This is a genomic window from Yinghuangia sp. ASG 101, assembly GCF_021165735.1.
Taxonomy (GTDB): domain Bacteria; phylum Actinomycetota; class Actinomycetes; order Streptomycetales; family Streptomycetaceae; genus Yinghuangia.
This window is the reverse complement of sequence record NZ_CP088911.1, coordinates 8,316,187-8,337,426: the sequence shown is the minus strand read 5'-3', so window position 1 is coordinate 8,337,426 and position 21,240 is coordinate 8,316,187. Positions and strand designations below refer to the sequence as shown.

Genomic DNA, 21,240 nt, shown 5'->3' with positions numbered 1-21,240 from the left:
AGGGAGGTATGCGCAATGCAGAGAGCCGAAACTGTGCTGGCCGTCATCCGACAACGCGGCAGGAATGGCCTGCCGCTGGAGAGAATATATCGCCAGCTGTTCAACCCCCAGCTGTTCCTCATGGCCTACGGGCGCGTCTATCGAAACAAAGGATCGATGACGCCTGGCGCCACCGGGGAAACCGTGGACGGCATGTCACAGGCGAAGATCGATGCGCTTATCGGTGTATTACGTTCCGAGACGTATCGCTGGTCGCCTGCAAGACGGGTCTACATCCCGAAGAAGAATTCCTCGAAGATGCGCCCGCTGGGAATGCCGTCGTGGTCGGACAAGCTGCTCGCCGAGGTGGTCCGGTTGTTGCTGGACGCCTATTACGACGTCCAGTTCTCCGACCGCTCCCACGGTTTCCGTCCCGAACGGGGCTGCCACACCGCGTTGCAGGACGTGGTGAAGTACTCGACCGGGACACGATGGTTCATCGAAGGAGACATCTCCGACTGCTTCGGCAGCCTGGATCACCAGGTCCTGCTGGGGATCCTTCGGGAGAAGATCCACGATGGACGCTTTCTGCGGCTGATCGGGAACATGCTTAAGGCCGGGTATCTGGAGGATTGGAAGTGGAACGCCACGCTGTCCGGCGCACCGCAAGGCGGGGTTGCCTCGCCGATCCTTTCCAACATCTACCTGGACCGTCTCGATCGTTTCGTTGAACAGGTTCTATTGCCGGAATACAACCGAGGGAAGCTCAGACGGCATAATCCCGAGTATCACCGTCTCGATGGGCGGATGTATTGGGCGAAACGGCGTGGAGACCGCGCCGCTGTGCGCGCGTTGAGGTTGCGCAAGCGCAACCTTCCGAGCGCCGACCCCTACGATCCGGATTATCGTAGGCTGAGATACGTCAGGTACGCCGACGACTGGCTCCTTGGGTTCGCCGGGCCCAAGAGTGAAGCAGAGGAGATAAAGGCTAGGATCAGGCAGTTCCTAAGCAGACAACTAAAGCTGGAACTGTCCGAGCCGAAGACCTTGATCACACACGCCACCAGTCAGGCGGCGCGGCACGGTTCCTCGGCTATGAGATCCGGGCCCAGCGGTGCGACACCAAGCTCACCGGGCCGCGCAGATCGGCCAGCGGCATCATCGGGCTCTATGTTCCGCATGAGGTAATCCGGCGGCGCTGTGCCGCCTATATGAGCGGCGGGAAACCGGTCGGACGCGGGGTGCTGATCCACGACAGTGATTTCTCGATCGTGGCGGCCTACCAAGCCGAGTACCGGGGACTTGTCCAGTACTACCTGCTCGCCCAGGACGTCGCCCGACTCAATCGCCTGCAATGGGTAATGGCGACCTCCATGCTCAAAACCCTTGCCGATAAGCACCGCTCCACCGTGACTCGTATGGCCCGCAAGTACCGGGCAGAGGTGCGGACTCGGCACGGTCCCCTGCGGTGTTTCGAGGCGAGGGTCGAGCATCCGGACGGCAGGGAGAGAACCGCCCGCTTCGGCGGCATCCCGCTCAAACGGCAGCGCAGGGCGATAATTACAGACGCCGAGCCGATGACGCCTAACAAGGTCAACACGGCAGAAATCGTCAAGCGGCTCCTTGCGGACCAATGCGAGCTCTGTCAGTCCTCTATCAAGGTGGAAGTCCACCACATCAGGAAGCTGGCGGATCTCAAACGGCCCGGACGTCCCGAGCCTTCGACGGCGGTGAAGCTCATGGCCATGAGACGGCGCAAGACCCTGGTGGTCTGTCGCGCTTGCCATGAGGCAATCCATGCCGGACGCTCGACTCCCGTCCCATGGAATAGATCACTGGAGAGCGGTGTGCTGGGAAACTGTGCGCCGTTTCACTCGGCGCTGGATCGCCCCCGCAGGGGGCCGAGGTTCGGAAGGAGATGACCTTGGGGCTGCCCGCCTGACCTGGACGCGAAAGCGCGAGGGGACAACAGCATGGCGGGAAAGCGTGGAGCGTTGAGAAGGCGTCAAAGGCGCTGCCGCGCAAAGCCCGCGTGATACGGCGAAAGCCACACTGCCTGAAGCCCAGTCACCAGCGGTGGAATGTGCACACCCTGCGACACGACGTCTTAGGTCGCAGCCGCCGGCATCGGACGAGTCCGAGTTTCCTCGTCTCAACCCTTCCGGCCGACGGGCGGCGAACAGCGAGTTCGCTCAAGGGGACGGAAGGGCCGCCTACGTCACGCTCGATACGTCCAGCGCAAGGGGAATACGGGATGGCCTACGGGGCGCGAGCCCTATGGCCACGGAGGGGCCGTAGTAGTCGTCGGAGTAACGACCGGCCAAGGAGGACGGGAAAGCCGTCCACATTGGGCGAAGGGCCCCAGGTGTCAAGAGATCATCCACGATGGCGAGGTATGCGAAATTGCAGAGCGCCGAAGCCCTACTGGGGATCATCCGTGAACGCGGCAGAAAGGGATTGCCACTGGAACGTCTCTACCGGTGCTTGTTCAACCGGGATCTGTACCTGCTCGCCTACGGGCGGATCTACCGCAACGACGGTGCGATGACCCCCGGCGTCACGGCCGAAACAGTGGACGGCATGCGCCTGGGAAAGATCCAGGCGATCATCGACGCGTTACGCAGTGAGCGCTATCGGTGGTCACCAACACGCCGCGTCTACATCGAGAAGAAGGGAAGTACGAAGAAGCGGCGTGGTTTAGGTCTGCCAACGTGGTCGGACAAACTGCTGCAAGAGGTGATGCGTCTGCTCCTTGAGGCATATTACGAACCGCAGTTCTCCGACCATTCCCACGGCTTCCGGACCGGCCGGGGCTGTCACACCGCCTTGCAATCGATCTACCCAGGGTGGCGGGGCACAACGTGGTTTGTCGAGGGTGACATCAAAGCCTGCTTCGACAGCCTGGACCACAGTGTCATGCGGTCGATTCTGGCTGAGAAGATCCACGACAATCGTTTTCTGCGGTTGGTCGACGGACTGCTTCAGGCTGGATATCTGGAACAGTGGCGCTATCACGCGACGTTGAGCGGTTCACCGCAAGGCGGCGTGATCTCGCCGATCCTGTCCAACATCTACCTGGACCGGCTGGACAAGTACATCGAGAGGGACCTGCTCCCCGCCCACAACCAGGGGGCACGGCGCAAGGCTAATCGTCCTTATATGCGGCTGTGGCAACGCGCCTTCAGGCTGGAACAGCAAGGGGACCTGGAAGCAGGTCGAGCACTGCGCAAGCAGATGAAGACCATGCCCTCCCGCGATCCTAATGATCCAGGCTACAGGCGGCTGAACTACTGCCGTTATGCGGATGATTGGCTGCTGGGCTTCACTGGCCCCAAGCGGGAGGCCGAGGAGATCAAGGACAACATCGGTCGGTTCCTGCGGGACGAACTCAAGCTGGAACTGTCCGAGGAAAAGACCTTGATTACGCATGGGCGGACGCAGTCCGCCCGGTTCCTCGGCTACGAGATCGTGGTCTTGGACAACGACACCAAGCACGACCATCGCGGTCAGCGCAGCATCAACGCGCAGGTCGGGCTGAAAGTGCCTGCTGACGTCATCCGCGCCAAGTGCCGCCCCTATATGCACCACGGCCGACCGATCCGGCGGACCGAACGCACGGTCAACAGCGATTTTTCTATCGTCGCCCAGTACCAGGCCGAGTTCCGTGGGATCGCCGGTTACTACCAGCTCGCTTTCAACCTTCACCGTCTCGGACGGCTGAAGTACGTAATGGAACGCTCCTTGACCAAAACACTGGCGCGGAAGTATCGCGTTCGTGTCTCCATGGTCTATCGGCGCTACCGGACCGTACTGAAGACTGACCAAGGTCCCCGCAAGGGGCTCCAGGTCACCGTCCAACGTGGCGAGGGAAAGCGTCCGCTGGTGGCGCAATGGGGTGGAATATCACTGAAACGAAAGATCAAGATTGGAAGCCTCGACGACCAACCGGCGCAGGTATGGAACAGCGGGCGCAATGAGATTGTAAAGCGCCTGCTTGCTGATACGTGCGAGATGTGCGGGTCTCATGAAGGTGTTGAAGTGCACCACATTCGGCACCTGAAGGACCTGAACGTTCGGGGGCGGGCTGTCAAGCCTGCCTGGGCTCAGATGATGGCCGCGCGTCGTCGGAAGACCCTGGTCGTCTGCCGTGTCTGCCACGAAGGAATCCACTACAGCGGTCGTCCTTCGCGGCAGAATTCATGAGAGAGAAAGACACTGGAGAGCCGGGTGCGATTAACGTCGCATGCCCGGTTCGGGAAGGGGCCGTCGGAAAAGGACCTCCCCCAGAGGCACCTCGCCGACGGCCTACTTCACAGCCCGCACCGTTCGGGAAGGGGCCGTCGGAAAAGGACCCGCGCCACGGGCACCTCGTCGGCGGCCTACTTCACTCCGCCAGTGGCGGGACGCGGGGGTCTTCGAGGCCCTGATGGACCGGGCGATCGCGGAGGCGGCCCGCCGGGGGCAGGTGGACGTGTCGCTGGTCAGCGTGGACTCCACGGTCGTCCGCGCCCACCACGACGCGGCGGGCATGCGGGTCGGCGAGGACGTCCTCGCGGCCCTGGAGCAGGCGTCGGGGCACACACAGGGGGCTCGCGGAAGGCGCAAAGCGAACACGCCGGACCCGAGGCGGACACCGCCCGACGGGCCCGGCGCCGCCACCGCGCGCGGCTGAAGGCCGCGGCACTCGGCCGCTCGCGCGGCGGGCTGACCGGCAAGGTCCACCTCGCCGGGACCGGCGCTGCCGCCCCCGCGCGTTCGTCCTCACCGAGGGGCAGGCCGCCGACAGCCCGCAGTTCGCCCACGTGCTGGACAAAGTCCGGGTGCGCGGCGCGGCGGGCCGCCCGCGCACTCGCCCGGACGCGGTCGCGGCAGACAAGACATCCCACGCGGATAAGCGTCCAGCTGTCGCTGCGATATGTCCGTTTGGGGACTGCGGGAACGCGATTGTTTCGTCGTAGGTGTGACCGTTCTGGAGACAGTGGAACAGCATGCCCATGAAGCGATTGAAGAGGTTCCGCTGTGCGGCTACGTGACGGTCGCCGGCTGCTCGCCGACGGTCGTAGTGGGCTCTGGCACCTGGCGACCGGGTGAGAGACACGAAGGCCCAGACGTAGCCGACGGCGGCCAGTCGCTGGTTCTTGACCTTCCGGCTCATGACCTTGCAGCTCTTGCCGCTGGCCCTGGTGACCGGAGCGCTTCCCGCGTAGGCCTTCAATGATCCAGCACTGGCGAAGCGGGTCCGGTCATCGCCGATCTCCCCCAGGACCCGAGCGCCGGTCAGTGCGGCGAGACCCGGGAAGCTGCGGATGACTGGCGCGTCCGGGTGCTCATCGAAGGCCTGCGTGACGGCTTCTTCAAGCTGGTCAGCGTTGTCACAGGCGGTATTCAGCTGCCTGAGCAGAGCGGTGGTCTGGTGCCCGAGAGCAGCCTCGACCTGCGGGAGTTGGTGGAGGTAGTCGCGTCTGAAAACCTCGTGGAACCTTTCGGCTTCGGCCTGGATGCCGCGGACCCGGCCGGCCTGCTTGAGCAGCGACTGCAGACGCCGCCGCGTCAGCTTCGCAGCCAGGGTGGGGGTGGGTGCTGCGTCCAGGATGCTGCGGGCTTCCCTTGAACACAGGCCGTGTTTGTGAGGGGCGAAGGCGTCGAGGATCGCCGGGTAGAACTCTCTGAGCTGGGAGCGAAGCTTGTTGTGAGCCTGGCCGCGGGCCCAGACGGCGTCTTGTTGTGCCCTGGCGAGGACGGCGATGGCCTGAACGAGCTCGGAGTCCGCGGGCAGTGGCCGGTGGGCGGCCATGTCGGTCCGCAGAATGTTGGCCAGGGCCGCGGCGTCGACGGCGTCTGACTTCTTGCGGGCGACGGAGCGGCGGTCGCGGTAGCGGGCCACGGCCAACGGGTTGATCGCGAAGACCGGCCGGCCGGTGGCCCGAAGGCACGCGACAAGCAGTCCGCGTGACGTCTCGATCGCCACGGGGATCTGGGAGTCCTCACTGTCGCCGTGCTCGGCCAACAGGGCCATGAACTGGGCAAACGCTGCAGCATCGTCACCGATCCGCACCTTGGCGAGTTGCTTTCCGCTCGCATCGGCCAGTGACATGTCGTGATGGTCTTCCGCCCAGTCCACCCCGCAGAACACTGGCGTCGGCAACCCGGTGATCTCCATCCGGCCCTCCCTCGTGACGAGTCTCTTCCCAGGTCAGAGCCTGTGCAGGGTGCGCGTGCTCCCTAATGGAAGTGCTCAAGGCACGTCATCCCACCAGCCGTTCGCAACCCCAGCGAGTCACACGGCCCTCGGTCCGCGTCAGAGCTGAAAGCTCAAGGCAGAACTGAGAGGTGATCCGCACAACCGGCTCGGACAACGAACAGCAAACCGCCTGGAAGCCGCAGACGGACCCCGTGCACCAACCGGACTACTTCGATAACCGCGCAGACGGACCTGCACGCAGTCTCGAACACCCACGCCACACCGCTGGGCGCGAGCCAGCCTCGTCTTGTCAACAGGGCTCTCAGCGGGCGGTCTGTAAGTCTTTGAGTTGTTCTGTGGTCGCCTGATGGTGTGGACCGGGCGCGAATCCGTCGGCCCGTGGCTGCTGATCTGCTGGTCTGATGATGTGAGCGAACGCAAGCCGTATCCCAGTGACTTGTCGGACGAGCAATGGTCGTTGATCGAGCCGGTGATCACCGCGTGGAAGGACCGGCACCGCTCCGTCAGCGGTCATCAAGGCGCCTACGACATGCGGGAGATCGTGAACGCGATCCTCTACCAGGGGCGGACCGGCTGCCAGTGGGCCTACCTCCCGAACGACCTTCCGCCCAAGAGCGCGACGTACTACTACTTCGCGGCCTGGCGCGACGACGGAACCGACCGGGTCGTCCACGAACTCCTGCGCTGCCAGGTCCGGGAACGCGCCCGACGATTAGAGGACCCGACCCTGGTGGTCCTGGACACCCAGAGTGTCCGCGTCGCCGCCGGGGTCCCCGCCGCCACGACCGGCTACGACCCGGCCAAGAAGGTGCCCGGCCGCAAGCGCGGCCTGGCCGTGGACGTCCTCGGCCTGGTCGTCGCCGTGGTCGTCGTCGCGGCGAACACCCACGACAACGCCGCGGGCACCGCCCTGCTGGACCAGGTCGCCGAGCACACCGGCGACACCGTCCGCACAGCCCTGGTCGACCAGGGCTTCAAGAACCAGGTCGTCAACCACGGCGCCGGCCTGGGCATCGACGTCGAGATCGTCGAAGCACCCCCGGCCACCGGGGGTTCCTGCCCCAGCCGAAGCGGTGGAGGGTCGAGCAGACCTACGCGGTCCTGATACTGCACCGGCGTTTGGTCCGTGACTACGAGCACCTCCCGGCCTCGTCCGCCTCACGCGTCCGCTGGGCAATGTCCCACGTCATGATCCGCCGCCTCACCGGCGCGAACACCCCCACCTGGCGCGAACCGCAGGCGGTGCCGGCGTGAACATCGAGCCGCTGCTCGACGCACTCGGCGTCCAAGAGGACGCCGCCCGTTTGCTGGCCGACGAACTCCGCACCGAGATGGCCGACTTGCAGAGTCGGCTGCGGGCCGCCGAGACCCACCTCGAACACCTCGCGATCACCCGCACGACCGTCACCGCTCTCGCCGACCGAATCCCCACCCGAAGCCCCTCACCCGACCTGCCCGACCCCCCGGCTACCCCCGCATCCTCAACGTCTGCAACGAGGCAGACAGCCCGCTGCGAGCCCGAGACATCTGCGAAGCACTCGACCACGAACTCCTCCCGAAGAACATCGAAGGCACCCGAGCCAAGCTGAAACGCCTAGTCAAGCTCGGCGTCCTCACCGAGGTCGACACCGGCAGCTTCACCACGAAGCAGCAACCGACAAACCCCGGGACCAGCAGCCCCGCTCCAACCTCACCCTGAAACGGACATCAATTCACGAACCGCCCACTCAGGCCCGGGCATACTCAAAGGCTCGGCTCGCGCCCCGGAAGCCCAGCTACCGCCGGCCTTCGCTTCCCATTAGGCCTACTCCTCCCGCGGCAACCGCGCCTACCTGCGCAGACGCGGAATCAAGGCCGTCATCCCGGTGAAAGCCGACCAGGCGGCCAACCGCAGGAAGAAGGGCAGCCGCGGCGGACGCCCCGTCACCCACGACACCGGCCTCTACCGCGATCGCAACACCGTCGAACGCCTGATCAACAGACTCAAAGCCCGCGGCGCGGCATCGCCACGCGCTACGGCCGGAAGGCCTGCGTCTTCCGCGGCACCTTCACCGTCGCCGCGGTCCGACTCTGCCTCCGCCCACGAGTTGCGCCCCGCATCTGGTTGTGCCCGGGACTCCTCATCCCCGGCAGCGTCTCCCCTACAGTGCCGAAGGTATGACAGCACGTGCGTCCTTTACCTTCGTGCGCCACATCGACGGGCTCCGCTACCGGTTCGACCGCGACGGCGAGCACGACGGCCGTCCCGCCTACCGCCGAACGGACGGAAACGTGTGGTGCGTCTGGTCGCCTGCCGACGGCTGGCACTGCAAGATCGCTGACGGCCTCGTCACCGCGCACCCCGTCGGCAGCCGCGCGGACGGACCCGAACCTCCGGCCACCGTCTGGCGCAGCTTCAAAAACGACCGCTCCTACCTCTACGACCTCCAGTTCCACGACCCCGGGGCATGATCCGCGGGACAGTGCCCAGGCGCCCCGCTTCGCTCTCCACCGCCCGCGCGCCGCCGGCCGCCGCTCACCGCAATCACGATGGGCAGTGACCGACAACCCGCTCAGGAGAGCGGCCCGTGCGGAAGACCGCCCTCGTTCCCTACGCCCGCCTCCCTGAACCACACCACGACCGCCACGTCCTGACCAGTGCCGTCGACGTCTTCGGCGTCGCCCACTGGCTGCTTGCCGAACGCGCTCCGCAGCCCGGTCGAACTCACCGAGCTGAGCGCCGTGCGAGCCCACTGGCCGCGCCTGGACCGCCTGCCCGACGGCGGTTCGCGGTCGCCGCGTCGCGCACCCGCCGGTACGTGGACGCGAACCGGGTCCAGGTCTTCGATGCGCTCGGTCGCGCGACCTCGTCGTTCTCCGTCGGGAGCACCTGCTCGTGGACGAGGCTGGCCACATCTGGGGCGGCCACTTCGACGAGACCCCGGACGGAATCCGCCGCTGGAGCGCCACGGGCCGACTCACCCGGACGTCAGACAACGCCCACATCCCGATTCGGCTGCTACGCCCTGAACGTCTCGGGCACCACCGCCTGGGCCTGCCCGTACACGGACTTCCCGCTCGTCGAGATACGCCCCGACCGCACCGATCGGCCGGTCAACGTACGGGCGAACCGCATACGCGGCGCCCATGCCGTAGCCGTGCACGGTGAGCGGGTTGCTTTCCACGGCGGCCACGGCGAGGAGGGCAACCGACTGGGCGGTCGCGGGCTGGTTCGTGCCGGTGGCGAACCTGTGGATGCCCCTGCGGGTCGCCGGGGACATCGTCCGCGGCTCCGAACCCCACGTCGGCGAAGTACGCCGATCCGAAGGGCAGTTGCTCGTCTTCTTCTGGTGGCTGTGCTTCCTCGGCGCGCAGGTGTGCTACGTCTTGGGAACGATCCATCGGGGCCACGGCGGTCCGGACATCGGCATGCCTCGGCTGACGGATGCCCCGGACTTCGTTGGTTGGGAGACCGGCGACCGGTTGACCGGGGTCGCCTACGCGCTCCTGGTGCCTGCCGGGATCCTGGCGCTGATGCTGGTCAAGCGCGTCCGCGAAGCCCAGGCGACAGCCCGGGGGACGCGGCCGGATACTCCACCGCCGCCACTGCCGTAGTCGGCGTGGCGTACACGCCCGACGGGACCGGCGGCCGGATGCCGGGGCCGTCGAGGGCGGCGAACGCGGTGACGTCCTCGGCAAGGGCGGTGAACAGGTGCACACCGGAGGGGATCTCAGTCGCGCACAAGTCCCGTAAAGCTCGCTGCCCTACCTGCCGGCGGCACGAGCCGCCGCGGTGGCGAGCCAAGGGCTGCCCGCTGGAGGGCCGGTGAGCGATGCGTCGGACCGCGCGTCCGCGTCGCCCCACCGCGACAGCCCGCACTGTCCGCGACCGCGGCGTGAACGGCGCCTCGACCGCCTCCTCCCACCGGTCGTCGACGTCGGGCTCGTGCTCGTGGGTCTCGATCGTCAGCGGGACGAAACCGGTGTGCGTGCCCGTTGTCAGGAACAGGTGGCCGTCCACGGCCGCGCCACGCCAACCGTTCACGTGCCCCGCCAGATGGTCGCCCTCGACGGCAGACCACCGCTCGCGACTGTCGACGTGCGTCCGCGTATACGCCGCACGCACCAGTCCCTCACACACCATCCGCCCAGCCGTCTCCCAAGCGACACCGCCAAGGGGGCGCGGCGGCACGGCTGTTCGCGTCCCCTTCGGTGTTCTCGTCAGTCGGGCACGTCGTAGTACGGGCACATCAGCGCCCCGGCACGGTCGACGATCGTCACGTATTGCTCCCACGTGCGGACGTCGTCCCCACCCCGCCGGTTCCACAGATCCCTCACCGAGTCCACGTCGTCATCGGCGATCTTCCGCTCGCACGCGGTACGGCCCTCGGCTGCGATCTCCGCGTCGGACATCGTCGCCAGCACGGTGAGTTCGCGCCGGCCGGACGCGAGGTAATGCTCCCGCACCGCTCGGGCGAAGTCCGCGTCGCTGAGTGCCGGGACCGCCCAGCGGACCTCCTGGCGAGGCCCGTCGTCCTCGTCATCGCCCCGCACGACCGCCACGACGGCGAGGACTCCCGACGCGAGGAGCAGGAGCACGACGGACACCAGCAGACCCCGGTAGACGCGGTACATCAGCCGCTGCCGTGCCGGCGACATCGACGCCGAGGGCGGCGAAGGCGGCCACCAAGGGGCCCGCGGCGGGTGACCGGAGCCGGGCGGCGGCCCGTACGGCGGCGGCGGTGGTGGATTTCCTGACGACATGGTTCCCCCCATGAATCGCGGTTCCACAACGTTAGAACCCCCCGGAAGTCCAGGGGCCGCGCCGAGGCGATTGGGACCGGACCTGCACATCCAGGCCGCCGGGGCGTGACGATCGGGGCTGCGCCCGCCGCTCCTGGCGGATCAGCGCGTCGAAGGCGCTGCCTTCCGGGTACTCGGCGCGCCGCAGGTACAGACGCATGAGGTCGTCACCCGCGTACGGGCGGATCAGGCGCTTGTTTCTTGAACAGGCGGCGGGCGGCGTCGTATCCGGCGGTTCCGTAGCAGACGAGGTCGATGTCGGAGCGGGCGTTGCAGCAGCCGACGAGGAACGAGCCGGTGACACCGAACAGTTCCGCGTGCCCGGTCTTTGTGATGCGGTCGACGATCGCGAGAAGGTCGCGGCTGACCGGGTGGGTCCGGCCAGGCGGCGGTCGTGGTGGAGGAGGCGCAGCGCCTGGCGGGCGGAGTAGTGGCGGGTGATGTCCTGGCGCGGCAGGCCGGTGATGACGCAGCCGAGGACAGGTGAGTAGAGGTACCGCTCGGGCCGGTCGGCGAGGATCCCGAAGCTTTTGGCGACGATGGTGTTCTGCCGACACCGGTCGCCGAAGAGCCTGCGGTCGCCTTTGGGGTCGGGGTGGTATTTGACGTAGCCGAGGTCGTGGCTGTCGGGGTGGACGTCGCCGATGACCTTGAAGACGACGCCGTGGCGGTCCAGGAGGTAGTCGCGGTCACGGACCGCCGGGGGGGCCTGGGTAAGTCGGGCGGTGAAGTCGGCCAGGGTGGGGAAGGCCGCGGTGTCGATCGTGCGGGTCGACTCATACGGGGCCAGTCCTTCGGTGAACAGGGCCCGGCGGTACTGCCACTTGAGGTGCTTGCCCGGACGCGCGGCCGGGTCGGCAGGGCGCATCAGCGCGAGAAAGAAGAAACACTTCACCAGCAGGAACCCCCGGGTGCTCGCGCAAGGCCTGGCCGGCGGGGGAAGCGGTCGCGGTTGTCGAGGGTGCGCAGGTAGTGGGCGCGCTGGTCGGCGGTGAAGGTGCAGCCCTTGTTGCCGCCTTGGAACGCGGCGATCTCCGGCATCGGGTGGACGTCGTAGCCGAGCGGGACGAGGACGTGGTCCTGCCAACCGAGCGAGGTGCGCACCGGCGCCGGAACCGGTACACCCGCCCCGCTCCCTGCCTCCGGGTACACCCGCACCCGACCCGTACCCGCGCACCCGATACCCCGGGAACGCCCCCACGGGGACAGGTGCGCACCGCGCCGGCACAGATACGCGCCCGGTGCGCGGCAAAACCGCCTGGACAGCGCCGCGGACAAGAGGGCGATAAACCAGGACGACACACGGGGATATGAGGATGAACCGGACCGCGCTGGGCACGCACCGGCTCCCTGGCGCGCACGACCGCACCCGGTTTCGGCCGCGAACTCTTCCGCGCTCACCCCCTCCGGGTGGTTCGCCATCACCCGGGCGATCCGCCCGGGTCACCGCACGCCCGGATCACCGAGGACCTGGACCAGGACCCGCTCGTGGAACCCTTCGCGCTCAGGGCCGCGCTGACCGGCCAGGGAAACGAGCGACTTCCCCGACGACCCAGCCGCGCACCCGTCGCCAGGCGTCGTCCGCGAGGCCCGCAGCCCACCGGAAGACCTGCCGTTCCTCCCCGATGAAGCAGGTCCAGCCCACGACGAGGCCGCAGACGGGGCCGCCGACGGCGCAAGTGCCGAAACCGACGACCGCCGACAGCCGACCGGCCGTGGCGAACAGGTACCCCGGCACCACGCCACGACCGCCCGTGCCCGTCACCGCGCCGCCGGCGCCCCGCGCTCGTCACCGCCCGTCCATGACGGGGCCGGGACGGGCGCGAACCGGGACGAGCGGATGCGGTCCGGTCAGGCGGACCGGCTCGTGGAGGTGCCGTGGGAGGTGAGTGGCTCGGCCGTTCCCGGGGCGGGGTCACGACCGGGATCCACCGTGTCGCGGACGGCGCTGCCGCGCGCTCCCGCTCGTCCTGTGCCCCGGCCCGCGCGGCGGCGCCCCGCGGTTCGAAGCGGTCACGGCCGGGATCAGGGCTCCCCAGGACCGGACCGGGCGGACCCCGCGCCCGGCCCGCGAACGTGGCCGCGGACACGGCGTGCGGCTCCCACCACGACCGAGACCCCCCGCGGCACCGCGGAACCCCGCCCACCGCCCCGAAACCCCGGGAACCACCGCGGGAACCGGCGCCGCCGCGGACCCCGCGGCGGCCGACGCACCGGCTTCGCCCCCGGCCGCTGCCGCATCCGCACCGTCGTCGATCGCACCGAGAACCGACTCGCGAACCACCAGGCCGCCGCCCCCGCCACGGCAACCACGCCGACGTCTGCCTCGACACCGTCACCATCGCAGCACTCTTCATCCAGCTCCGAGCCCGGATCAGAACCTAGGCGTCGTCCGCGTCGTCCGCGTGGGCACCGGCAGCGGCGGGAGATGTGGCCCAGACGCGGTTGGACCGCGGTGTGTCGATCCGGTAGTCCGTGACGCGGATGTCGAAGAGGCGGCGGCCGAGGTCTTCCGCCGCGTCGAGGGGGCGGCCCGGGTCGGACGCGACCTCCCCGCGGCTGTTCCCGACACCGATGACGACGCCGACCAGTTCCTGGTGCAGGTAGCGCGTGATCTCCTGGAACTGGGTCACCAGCCCGACGGTGGCGCCGCGGTAGCTCTCCTCACAGGAGACGACCACGGCGACGCGCTTGTTCGTCAGGCCCTTGGTCACGGCGTCCTGGTGCGGGGAACTGTTCGAGGTGTAGCAGAAAAAGCGGTCGAAGAACGTCTTGAGCCGCCCGGACATCCCGTACCAGTACAACGGCGTGGCGATGATGAGCGCGTCGGCCTCCACCACACGGTTCACGAGAAGGTCCTCGTAGTTGTCCTTGATTCCGCAACTGCCGTCGGCCAGGCGGCATTGCCGGCAGTCTCCGAGCATTCCCTCGATGTAGTCGGAGAGATGCACGGTTTCGACGTCGTGGCCGGCTTTTCGGGCGCCTCGCACGGCGGCGTCGGCCAGCGTTCGCGAGTTTCCGTCCCGCCGGGCGCTTCCCAGAATCGCCAGTACTTTCATTGCGTCCTCTTCCTGGTTCTTCGCGTGTCGATCGCAGATGAGCAAAAGCGCTTTGGCAACCGTTGACAACGGTTGCCGAGTACCCGAGGTGTTGTCAAGGCCGAAGTCGGCGGTGTCGAGTCCGAGCCGGTCCGCCGGCGTCAGGTCCCGGCCGCGCCCGCCGCGAGGTTCGTGGACGTCCGCATGTTCAGGCGCACGGGCACCTCGATCGAGGCGGCGGCGCCGGACCCCTCGATGAGGTCCACCAGCGCCTTCGCCGCCTCGCGGCCGACCTGGCGGGGATGCACGAACATCCCGGTCACCTGCGGCGTGATGAGCTGGAGCAGGCCGCTGTCGACCGCGCTGCAGATCCCCAGGTCCTCGGGCACCCGGAGGCCGTGGCGCTGAGCGGCCTGGAGGACGCCGACCGCCAGGTGCTCCGAGCTGGTGAAGATCACATCGGGCGGGTCGTCGCGTTGCAGCAGGGTCTGGAGTGCCTGCCCCGCGTCCTCGCGGCTGGGCCGCTCGTCCACAGTGACCACGACGGCCTCTCCTCCGCGGGAGGCCGCCCACGCCCGGTACCCCGCGAGGATGTCCGCGGTGTAGGAGCGCACGGGTTCCGTGGTGATCAGCGCCGGCCGGCGGTAGCCCTGCGCGCGCAGGTGGTCCAGCATCAGCATCGCCGCACCCGACAGGTCGTTGTCCACGACCGCGTCGACGCGGCAGCGCCCGTCCAGCGGGCGGCCTGTCGTCACGACGGGGGTGCGGCTGTCCCACGCGTCGGAGAACACCGACTCGTTGCCGAGCGGGTCGACGAGGATCAGGCCGTCCACCGCGAACTCGCGCAGGTTGACGACGGCGACGTCCGGCGGCACCAGGATCAGGGCGTACGAACGCGCGGCGGCGGCGTCCATCGCTCCGTTGAGGACTTCGAGGAAGTACTCGGAGTTCGGCACCAGGGCGTTGGCGCTGGTGGGCTCGACCGAGTTCGCGATCTGGACCGCGAGCGTACGGCTCCTGCGGGTGACCAGTTGCTGGGCGTGGACATTCGCGCGGTACCCGAGCTCGTTCGCCTTCCGAAGCACCAGGTCCCGCGTCTTCTGGGATACGCGACCGCGTCCGCTCAACACGTGGGAGACCGTGGTGATGGACACCCCGGCCGCGTCGGCGACGTCGTGGATGGTGGTGGGCACGTTTCCCTCGGGCCGGACGACAAGTGCGCTGAGCAGTCATCCTACGTGCGCTCGCCGTCGTGGGCGCCGGGGTGGGGCGGTCCGCTCCCGCCGACGTACGCGGGCCCGATCGCCGGTGGGGTCACCGCCGGGCCGGCGGCTCCCGGACCGCACATCGCCGCGGGCTCGGGCCAGATGCGGAGCACGAGCGGGTAGACGGCCGCCGCCGTGGCGCCCGCGGTGAGGAACCCGATGTCCGCGCCGTCCACCAGCCCCGCGCCCGGGCCCACGAACCAGGTGTTGCCGGCGAAGAGCAGACCGGAGGTGACCGCGACGGCCCAGGTGAGCAGGCCCCGGAGGTTGAAGCCGTGCCAGAACCAGTAGATGCCGCCCCTCTGACCGCGGTTGAACACCTGGAGGGCGTCGCGGTCGTAGAAGCCGCCGCGGCGGAAGTGGCCGATGATGACGATCACGATCCACGGGACCGTGAAGGACGCCAGCAGTTGCAGGAAGACGCCCACGGCGGAGTTCACCGCGTCGCTCGCGAACCCGATGTACACGAGCGCCGTCGAGCACACGCAGGCCACCAGCGTGGCCTGGATCCGGTTCAGGTGCGGCACGATGGCGGAGGTGTCGAGGCCGGTGCCGTACGTGTTGATCACCGCCTGGGCGGTGCCGGACGCCAGGCCGAGGTAGATGAGCGCGGGGACGAACCACAGCGGCGCACCGTCGACCAGCGCCAGCACGAACGGCGTGTCCGTCTCGGCGTGCCCTCCCGAGACGGTGGCCGCGGAGGCGAACGTCCCCCACATGAAGGGGCCTCCCATGCCGAAGAGCCCGCCGAGGAACAACGCCCGCGCGATCGACTTGTCGGCATGCAGCTTCCGGGAGATGTGGCGGGTCCAGTCTCCCGCGTACGCGCCGTAGGACGCGACCGTCGAGGCGCACAGCACCGCCGAGACCAGCCAGGTGGCCGGCGCGGATCCGAACTCGTCATGGTGGGTGCCCGCGTACGAGGCGTCGAAGTCGCCGCCGTACACGAAGAGGCCGACGACGAGGCACAGCCCCGCGGTCGGGATCATGAAGCGCTGCGCGGCGACCATGCAGCTGTGCCCGAGTACGGAGACGAGGGCCACGATCACGCTGAGCACCCCGTAAGCGACGAGCCGCGGGACCGTGGAGTCTTCGATCCCGAAGAACGCCGAGAGCGCGCCCGCCAGGGCGTCGCCGCCGGTCCAGATGCTGAGTGCCGCGAACGCGAGCGACGCGGTCGCTTCGAGGAGCGATCCTATGAGCCGGCCCGCGACCCCGAAGTACGCCCCGCTGGAGACGGGGTTGTTGGTGCCGGTGCGCGGACCCATGAGACCCATGGGCGCCAGCAGCGCGGCACCGACGGCCGATCCGGCGATCACCGCCGTGGCGGCCTGCCAGAAGCTCAGGCCGAAACTGATGGGGAACCAGCCGATGATGATGACGCTGAACGTGAGGCTGCCGCCCGAGAGAATGGTGAACAGATTGCGGGGATGGGAATTCTGTTCGTCTTCCGGAATCGCGTCGATGCCCCATTGTTCGATGCTGAGGGCCCCGCGCCCGGCGCGGTCGTCAGGTGGGGCGTCCTGTGCTGTGTCGGCCCGCCGAGCGCCGGTGCGTGGCTTCACCGTTCCAGTCCTCTGTCACCGGAGACCAGCCATTGGAAAACTCCCAGGTGCTCTCCACTGTGTGCGTGCATGATCTCGGGATGCCACTGTACGCCGAGCATTCTTTCCGCCTCCACGGCTTCGATGACCCCGTCCTCGCTCCATGCCGAGGGCACGAGGATTTTTCCGGGATGGGATATGGCCTGGTGATGATGTGAGTTCACGGCATCGCATTTTCCGATGACCCGGTGCGCCAGACTGTCGGGATCGACTTTCACGGAATGCGTGAGCTGGGCGGTTTCGCGGTCGTGGCCCGTCGCCAGATGCGGCGGGAATCCGTGAGCGGGGAGGTCCTGGACGAGCGTGCCTCCGGTGGCCACCGCCATGAGCTCCGCTCCCCGGCAGACCCCGAGGACGCGTATCCCCTGCGCGATCGCCGTACGGACGGCGAGGATCTCCAGGGAGTCGCGGGCGAGGTCGACCGAGTCCAAGGTGGCCTCGGTCGCGGCGCCGTACAGGCTCGGGCCGATGTCGCCGCCGCTGCTGACCAGCAGCGCGTCGACCGACGCGACCGTGCGCAGCAGGGCACGGTGGTGGCCGTGGGACGTCGGCACCAGGACCGGTGTCCCGCCGGCCTCCAGGACCGCGTCCACGAAGTGGCGTGAGACGGCGAACTGTGACCGCGTCGCCCCCGCGGTGATGCCGACGGTCGTCACAGGTTCAGCAGGTAGGCGCGGCGTTCCGAGTCGGTGACCTCGAGGTGATCGCGCAGCCACTCGGAGCGCTTCATCTCGCTGTAGTCGCGGATGAAGTCGTCGTGGAACACCTCGTGGGTCAGCGGGTCTTGCTCAAAGGCCTCCACGGCGTCCGCGAGTGTGCGCGGCAGCGTCGGGATTCCGGCCATGTACGCGATGTCGTCGCGGGCGTCCCCAGGGTCGAGTCCGCGCCGGATGCCGTCGAGTCCGGCGGCCAGCATGAAGGCGGCCACCAGGTACGTGTTGGCCGCGCTGTCCACGGCGCGGTTCTCGATCGCGGGCCGGTTGGCGGGCAGACGCAGCATGCACGACCGGTTGTTGAACCCGTAGCTGATCTTTGTGGGGGCCCAGGACACCTGGCCGTCGGCGAGGCTGTCCACCAGGCGGCGGTAGGAGTTGGTCGTGGGGTTGGCGAGCGCGGTCAGTGCCGGGGCGTGTTCCAGGACGCCGGCGGTGAACTGATAGGCCAGCTTCGACCAGCTTTCGGGCCCGGTGCCGTCGGTGCGGAAGAGGTTTTCGCCGTCCTGGTCCTCCAGGCTCATGTTGAAGTGGGCGCCGGATCCCCACAGTTCGGCGGTCGGCTTGGGCATGAAGGTGGCCAGGAGGCCGCATTCCGCGGCTGCCTGTCGCACGAGGAGCCGGAAGAGGGTCATGCGGTCCGCGGTTTCCACGAGCGGCGCGTGGGCGAAGTCGAACTCGTACTGGCCCTCGCCGCCTTCGGCGTCGAACGAGAAGAGTCCGAAGTCCAGTTCCCGCATGTAGTCGGCGACCCGGTCGAGGAACGGCATCGAGTCGAGCGCGGACTGGACGTCGTAGGCGGGAGACGGCTGGATCTCCTCGCTGAGGGCCATGGGGATCAGCCGGTCGCCGGACAAGGACTCGGGCTTGAAGACGTAGAACTCGGGTTCGACGCCGAGTTGTGCGACGAAGCCCATGCTCTCGGCGACCGCGACCTGCCGCTTGAGCACGGACCGCGGACAGAGGGCGAACGGCGTGGTGCCTCCCTGGCGCAGGTCGGCCACCATCCAGGCGACGCGGCGGTCCCACGGCAGGATCTTCAGGGTCGACGGGTCGGGAAGCCCGACGCTCTCGTCCTCGACGGGGTTCATACGGCCGAGGCCGCCCATCCCCCGCGGGGTGTAGCGCTCGGAACCGGCGATCAGGTTCGGGAGGTGGTCGACCGGGACGACCTTGGACTTCGCGCGGCCGAGCACGTCGATCCACGCGGCCAGCGCGTACTTCACCCCCCGCTCGGACAGGCTCCGGGCGAGCGTGGTGTGTTCTGCGGTCATCGTGTACACCGTGTCCACGGTGGTTCTCCTTGGGGATGGGGACCGGCCCGGCCGCGGCGTCGCGCCGGAGGCATCGGTCGGAATGACGGGGAAAGCGGGCTCAGTTCACGAGGAAGCGGCAAGCAGTTCGGCGGCGCGGGCGAAGGGTGCCAGCGGTGCGCGGAACGATCCGGCGCCGATCTGGCCGCCGCTCTTCGCGGCGAGTGCCACGTTCATGGCGGGCGTGATCCCGGTCTCGGCGACCTTGGCGACGTCGATTCCCGCCGGGCTGCCGCGGTACCCGAACACCGGGAGGGTGAACGAGGGGTGTTCGCCCGCGGTGATCTCGTACATCTGCAGGTTGCGGTCGATCATGCTGTCCGCCGAGCCGCCGTGGTACGCCTGCAACGAGAGGGCGTTCGCCTGGGCGAACGCACCGAGCCCGCAGACCTCGGTGATGACGCTCTCGCCGCCCATCACTTCGATGTCGTCCCGTGTGAAGCCGGGGAAGAAGTGGCTGGTCTCCACGTTTGGCAAGGGGCCGCGGATCCAGCGGTTTCCCAGCCCCGCCACGCGGATTCCGAACTCCTTGCAGGAGAACGCCATCGCCGTCACCACGGTGGAGCCCCGGACGCCGGACATGCGGTCCGCCATGGACTTGCTCGCGGCCATCGCCGGGCGCAGGAAGAAGTAGTCCCCCGCGGTGAGGTAGGCCATCAGCACGCGGGCGTCGGCGGGCGGGAGGTCGAGCAGCGCCGGCGCGATCTGCCGGAGGAAGAGCAGGGAACTCGCCGCGGTACGGCTGTGGAGTTCGTCGCCCTGCCGCAGCGCCCGCTCCATGATCGGCTTGAGAGGGATTCCGCCCGAGGCGCGCACGACCGCGGCCAGCAGCGGGCGGATCACCTCCGCGAGATAGCGCAGGTTGGCATCCACAGCCGGGTCGAAGACACCGTAATTGAGCCGCCCGCGCGTCTCGCCCTCGAACAGCGTGCAGTGGCCGCGGTGGCCCGACTCGGCGTCCTCGACCACGAGCACGGGCATGGACGCGGTCGTGATGCCGGCCACGGAGCCGACGCAGCCGAAGTCGTGGCAGCCGTCCACGCGGACGACCCCCCTCGACAGGAGGAGTTCGGCCTCGTCGCTGTCCGCGGCGAGGCCTTCGTGCACCACGCCGCCGAGAATGGCCCGGCGCTGGCCACCGGTGTACTCGCTCCACGGCAGCGGGGGGCCGGAGACCAGGACGGTGTCCCGGGTCATTCCGGGGAGGGCCTCGATGGCGGGGCGCACGTCGACGAGCACGGGGTCGGCCGTGTACAGCCTTTGCAGTGCCCGGTCGTTGGAGCACCGGGTGTCCGCGGGGTTTTCCGATACTGTCACTGATTCTCCGAAGGTTATTCCGCGGGCCGCGCCGGGCGGGTGTCTTCCGCGGTTTTCCGACCACTTTGGTAAAGCGTTTTGGCAGGCGTCGATGATGTGCGCGGCCCGGCGTGTTCGTCAAGACTCCTGTTTCTGTTTCCGGAATTCCTGCGGAAGTTTCCGGGGAGCCCGGTGCACGCGGCCGGGCACGGTCGTGTCGGGGCTTTCGCGGCCGGCGGCGCCGCGCGGACCGGTTTTCCCGCGGAGCGCCGGGGGTCATCCGGAGCGCAGGTCGAACCAGACGGCCTTTCCGGCGCCCCGGGGCTCGATTCCCCACGCGGCGGCGAGAGCGGCGACCAGCAGCAGGCCGCGTCCGGATTCGGACGCGTCCTCCGCCGCGTGCCGCGGCCCGGCGGGCGGCGCCTGTCCGGGGGGCGCGTGCCGGTACGGGCCGCCGTCGACGACTTCGCAGTGCGCTCCCTCGTCGCTCCTGAGAATCCGCAGCGAGATCGCACCCGTCGCGTGTTCCAAAGCGTTGGCCACGAGTTCGCTGACGAGCAGCCGGCCGTCGTCGATCAACTCGGAAACGCCCAGTTCAGCCAGGTGATCCCCGAGACGCCGCCGGGCGATGGCCGCGGCGGCGGGGTCGCGCGGCAGCTCCCACTCGACCGCTGCGGAGCGCGCCTCGCGGGCCGGACCGCCGCACGGCGCGTCCGCACGGCCCGGCCCGCCCCGAAGCGGGGGCCCCGGCCGCCGCGCCGAGGGGCGTTCGGCCTTCGCGGGCGAGGCGGCCCCGAGGCACGGCGGTTCCTGGGTACGGCGCCGGGTCCGTCCGCGGGCGCCGATCGAGGAGGCCATGGGATCGCACGAATTCCGGTGGGACACAGTCTTTCCTCCGGTGCTGATTGCGATCAACGCGCTTGACCGTGGGAAACGCGTCGTTTCGTCGATTCCCACCCGACAACGGGGTCGTCCCGTTCCCGGCGCCTCGTATCGCACCCCCGAATTGGCAGATGCGGCAACGCCTCCCGGCCGATGTCGCGACGAA

The 21,240-nt window shown here is 68.4% G+C and carries 16 protein-coding genes and 5 pseudogenes; 9 read left to right on the top strand and 12 right to left on the bottom strand.

Going from position 1 to position 21,240, the window contains the following annotated elements:
- Positions 1–15: 15 nt before the first annotated feature.
- The 3 genes and pseudogenes from LO772_RS36175 to LO772_RS35695 form a co-directional block, all read left to right on the top strand.
- Positions 16–1,793, top strand: a pseudogene (locus LO772_RS36175) (reverse transcriptase domain-containing protein); the annotation flags it as partial.
- 589 nt (positions 1,794–2,382) lie between these two features.
- Positions 2,383–4,182: a reverse transcriptase domain-containing protein gene (locus tag LO772_RS35700; protein WP_231776188.1), complete on the top strand. Its 1,800-nt coding sequence runs from the start codon at positions 2,383–2,385 to the stop codon at positions 4,180–4,182.
- Between the two features lie 187 nt (positions 4,183–4,369).
- Positions 4,370–4,856: pseudogene (locus tag LO772_RS35695) on the top strand (hypothetical protein); the annotation flags it as partial.
- A gap of 59 nt (positions 4,857–4,915) precedes the next feature.
- Here LO772_RS35695 and LO772_RS35690 read toward each other — a convergent pair.
- Positions 4,916–6,139: pseudogene (locus tag LO772_RS35690) on the bottom strand (IS110 family transposase); the annotation flags it as partial.
- 448 nt (positions 6,140–6,587) lie between these two features.
- Between LO772_RS35690 and LO772_RS35685 the strand changes: the two are divergent.
- The 4 genes and pseudogenes from LO772_RS35685 to LO772_RS35670 all read left to right on the top strand — a co-directional run bounded on the left by LO772_RS35685 (position 6,588) and on the right by LO772_RS35670 (position 8,632).
- Positions 6,588–7,435, top strand: a pseudogene (locus tag LO772_RS35685) (IS5 family transposase).
- Complete coding sequence (locus tag LO772_RS35680) at positions 7,432–7,770, top strand: hypothetical protein (protein ID WP_231776187.1); 339 nt, start codon at positions 7,432–7,434, stop codon at positions 7,768–7,770. Before LO772_RS35685 ends, LO772_RS35680 begins: the two are co-directional and overlap by 4 nt.
- 213 nt (positions 7,771–7,983) lie before the next feature.
- Positions 7,984–8,204, top strand: a pseudogene (locus LO772_RS35675) (IS5 family transposase); the annotation flags it as partial.
- A 134-nt stretch (positions 8,205–8,338) separates the two neighbouring features.
- A complete protein-coding gene (locus tag LO772_RS35670) occupies positions 8,339–8,632 on the top strand; it encodes a hypothetical protein (RefSeq protein WP_231776186.1) in 294 nt (97 codons plus the stop codon).
- Positions 8,633–8,733: 101 nt separating this feature from the next.
- Here LO772_RS35670 and LO772_RS35665 read toward each other — a convergent pair whose 3' ends face one another.
- Positions 8,734–8,889, bottom strand: a complete 156-nt coding sequence (locus LO772_RS35665; RefSeq protein WP_231776185.1) for a hypothetical protein — start codon at positions 8,887–8,889, stop codon at positions 8,734–8,736.
- Positions 8,890–9,325: 436 nt separating this feature from the next.
- Here LO772_RS35665 and LO772_RS35660 point away from each other — a divergent pair, with 436 nt between their 5' ends.
- Positions 9,326–9,775 (top strand): DUF4328 domain-containing protein, encoded by a 450-nt coding sequence (locus LO772_RS35660; RefSeq protein ID WP_231776184.1) that lies wholly within the window; start codon positions 9,326–9,328, stop codon positions 9,773–9,775.
- Between the two features lie 606 nt (positions 9,776–10,381).
- Here the strand turns inward: LO772_RS35660 and LO772_RS35655 are convergent.
- The 4 genes from LO772_RS35655 to LO772_RS35640 all read right to left on the bottom strand — a co-directional run bounded on the left by LO772_RS35655 (position 10,382) and on the right by LO772_RS35640 (position 13,968).
- The gene (locus LO772_RS35655) at positions 10,382–10,819 is read right to left on the bottom strand and encodes a hypothetical protein (RefSeq protein ID WP_231776183.1); all 438 of its coding nucleotides are present in this window, start codon (positions 10,817–10,819) and stop codon (positions 10,382–10,384) included.
- A 136-nt stretch (positions 10,820–10,955) separates the two neighbouring features.
- Positions 10,956–11,858: a hypothetical protein gene (locus LO772_RS35650; protein WP_231776182.1), complete on the bottom strand. Its 903-nt coding sequence runs from the start codon at positions 11,856–11,858 to the stop codon at positions 10,956–10,958.
- Positions 11,855–12,067, bottom strand: coding sequence for a hypothetical protein (locus tag LO772_RS35645; protein WP_231776181.1), 213 nt, complete (start codon positions 12,065–12,067; stop codon positions 11,855–11,857). The genes LO772_RS35650 and LO772_RS35645 overlap by 4 nt, the downstream gene beginning before the upstream one ends.
- A 1,277-nt stretch (positions 12,068–13,344) precedes the next feature.
- Positions 13,345–13,968: a flavodoxin family protein gene (locus tag LO772_RS35640; RefSeq protein WP_231779827.1), complete on the bottom strand. Its 624-nt coding sequence runs from the start codon at positions 13,966–13,968 to the stop codon at positions 13,345–13,347.
- Between LO772_RS35640 and LO772_RS35635 the strand changes: the two genes are divergently transcribed.
- The gene (locus LO772_RS35635) at positions 13,909–14,088 is read left to right on the top strand and encodes a hypothetical protein (protein ID WP_231779845.1); all 180 of its coding nucleotides are present in this window, start codon (positions 13,909–13,911) and stop codon (positions 14,086–14,088) included. The genes LO772_RS35640 and LO772_RS35635 overlap by 60 nt on opposite strands.
- Before the next feature lie 74 nt (positions 14,089–14,162).
- Here the strand turns inward: LO772_RS35635 and LO772_RS35630 are convergent, their stop codons facing one another.
- From LO772_RS35630 to LO772_RS35605, 6 genes are all read right to left on the bottom strand, one after another.
- Positions 14,163–15,194: a LacI family DNA-binding transcriptional regulator gene (locus LO772_RS35630; RefSeq protein WP_231776180.1), complete on the bottom strand. Its 1,032-nt coding sequence runs from the start codon at positions 15,192–15,194 to the stop codon at positions 14,163–14,165.
- Positions 15,195–15,235: 41 nt separating this feature from the next.
- Positions 15,236–16,831, bottom strand: coding sequence for a purine-cytosine permease family protein (locus LO772_RS35625; RefSeq protein ID WP_231776179.1), 1,596 nt, complete (start codon positions 16,829–16,831; stop codon positions 15,236–15,238).
- On the bottom strand, positions 16,828–17,526 hold the full coding sequence (locus LO772_RS35620) for a gamma-glutamyl-gamma-aminobutyrate hydrolase family protein (RefSeq protein ID WP_231776178.1): 699 nt from the start codon (positions 17,524–17,526) through the stop codon (positions 16,828–16,830). The genes LO772_RS35625 and LO772_RS35620 overlap by 4 nt, the downstream gene beginning before the upstream one ends.
- Positions 17,523–18,875, bottom strand: a complete 1,353-nt coding sequence (locus tag LO772_RS35615; protein ID WP_231776177.1) for a glutamine synthetase family protein — start codon at positions 18,873–18,875, stop codon at positions 17,523–17,525. Before LO772_RS35615 ends, LO772_RS35620 begins: the two co-directional genes overlap by 4 nt.
- An 87-nt stretch (positions 18,876–18,962) precedes the next feature.
- The gene (locus tag LO772_RS35610; protein ID WP_231776176.1) at positions 18,963–20,213 is read right to left on the bottom strand and encodes a DUF1116 domain-containing protein; all 1,251 of its coding nucleotides are present in this window, start codon (positions 20,211–20,213) and stop codon (positions 18,963–18,965) included.
- A gap of 255 nt (positions 20,214–20,468) precedes the next feature.
- Positions 20,469–21,077, bottom strand: coding sequence for an ATP-binding protein (locus tag LO772_RS35605; protein WP_231776175.1), 609 nt, complete (start codon positions 21,075–21,077; stop codon positions 20,469–20,471).
- Between the last annotated feature and the right edge of the window lie 163 nt (positions 21,078–21,240).

What these genes read in the sequence shown, in the direction of transcription:
- LO772_RS35670 (WP_231776186.1), top strand. Translation starts at nt 8,339, where the DNA reads ATGACAGCACGTGCGTCCTTTACCTTCGTGCGCCACATCGACGGGCTC.
- LO772_RS35655 (WP_231776183.1), bottom strand. Translation starts at nt 10,819, where the DNA reads ATGTCGCCGGCACGGCAGCGGCTGATGTACCGCGTCTACCGGGGTCTG.
- LO772_RS35635 (WP_231779845.1), top strand. Translation starts at nt 13,909, where the DNA reads ATGCACGGTTTCGACGTCGTGGCCGGCTTTTCGGGCGCCTCGCACGGC.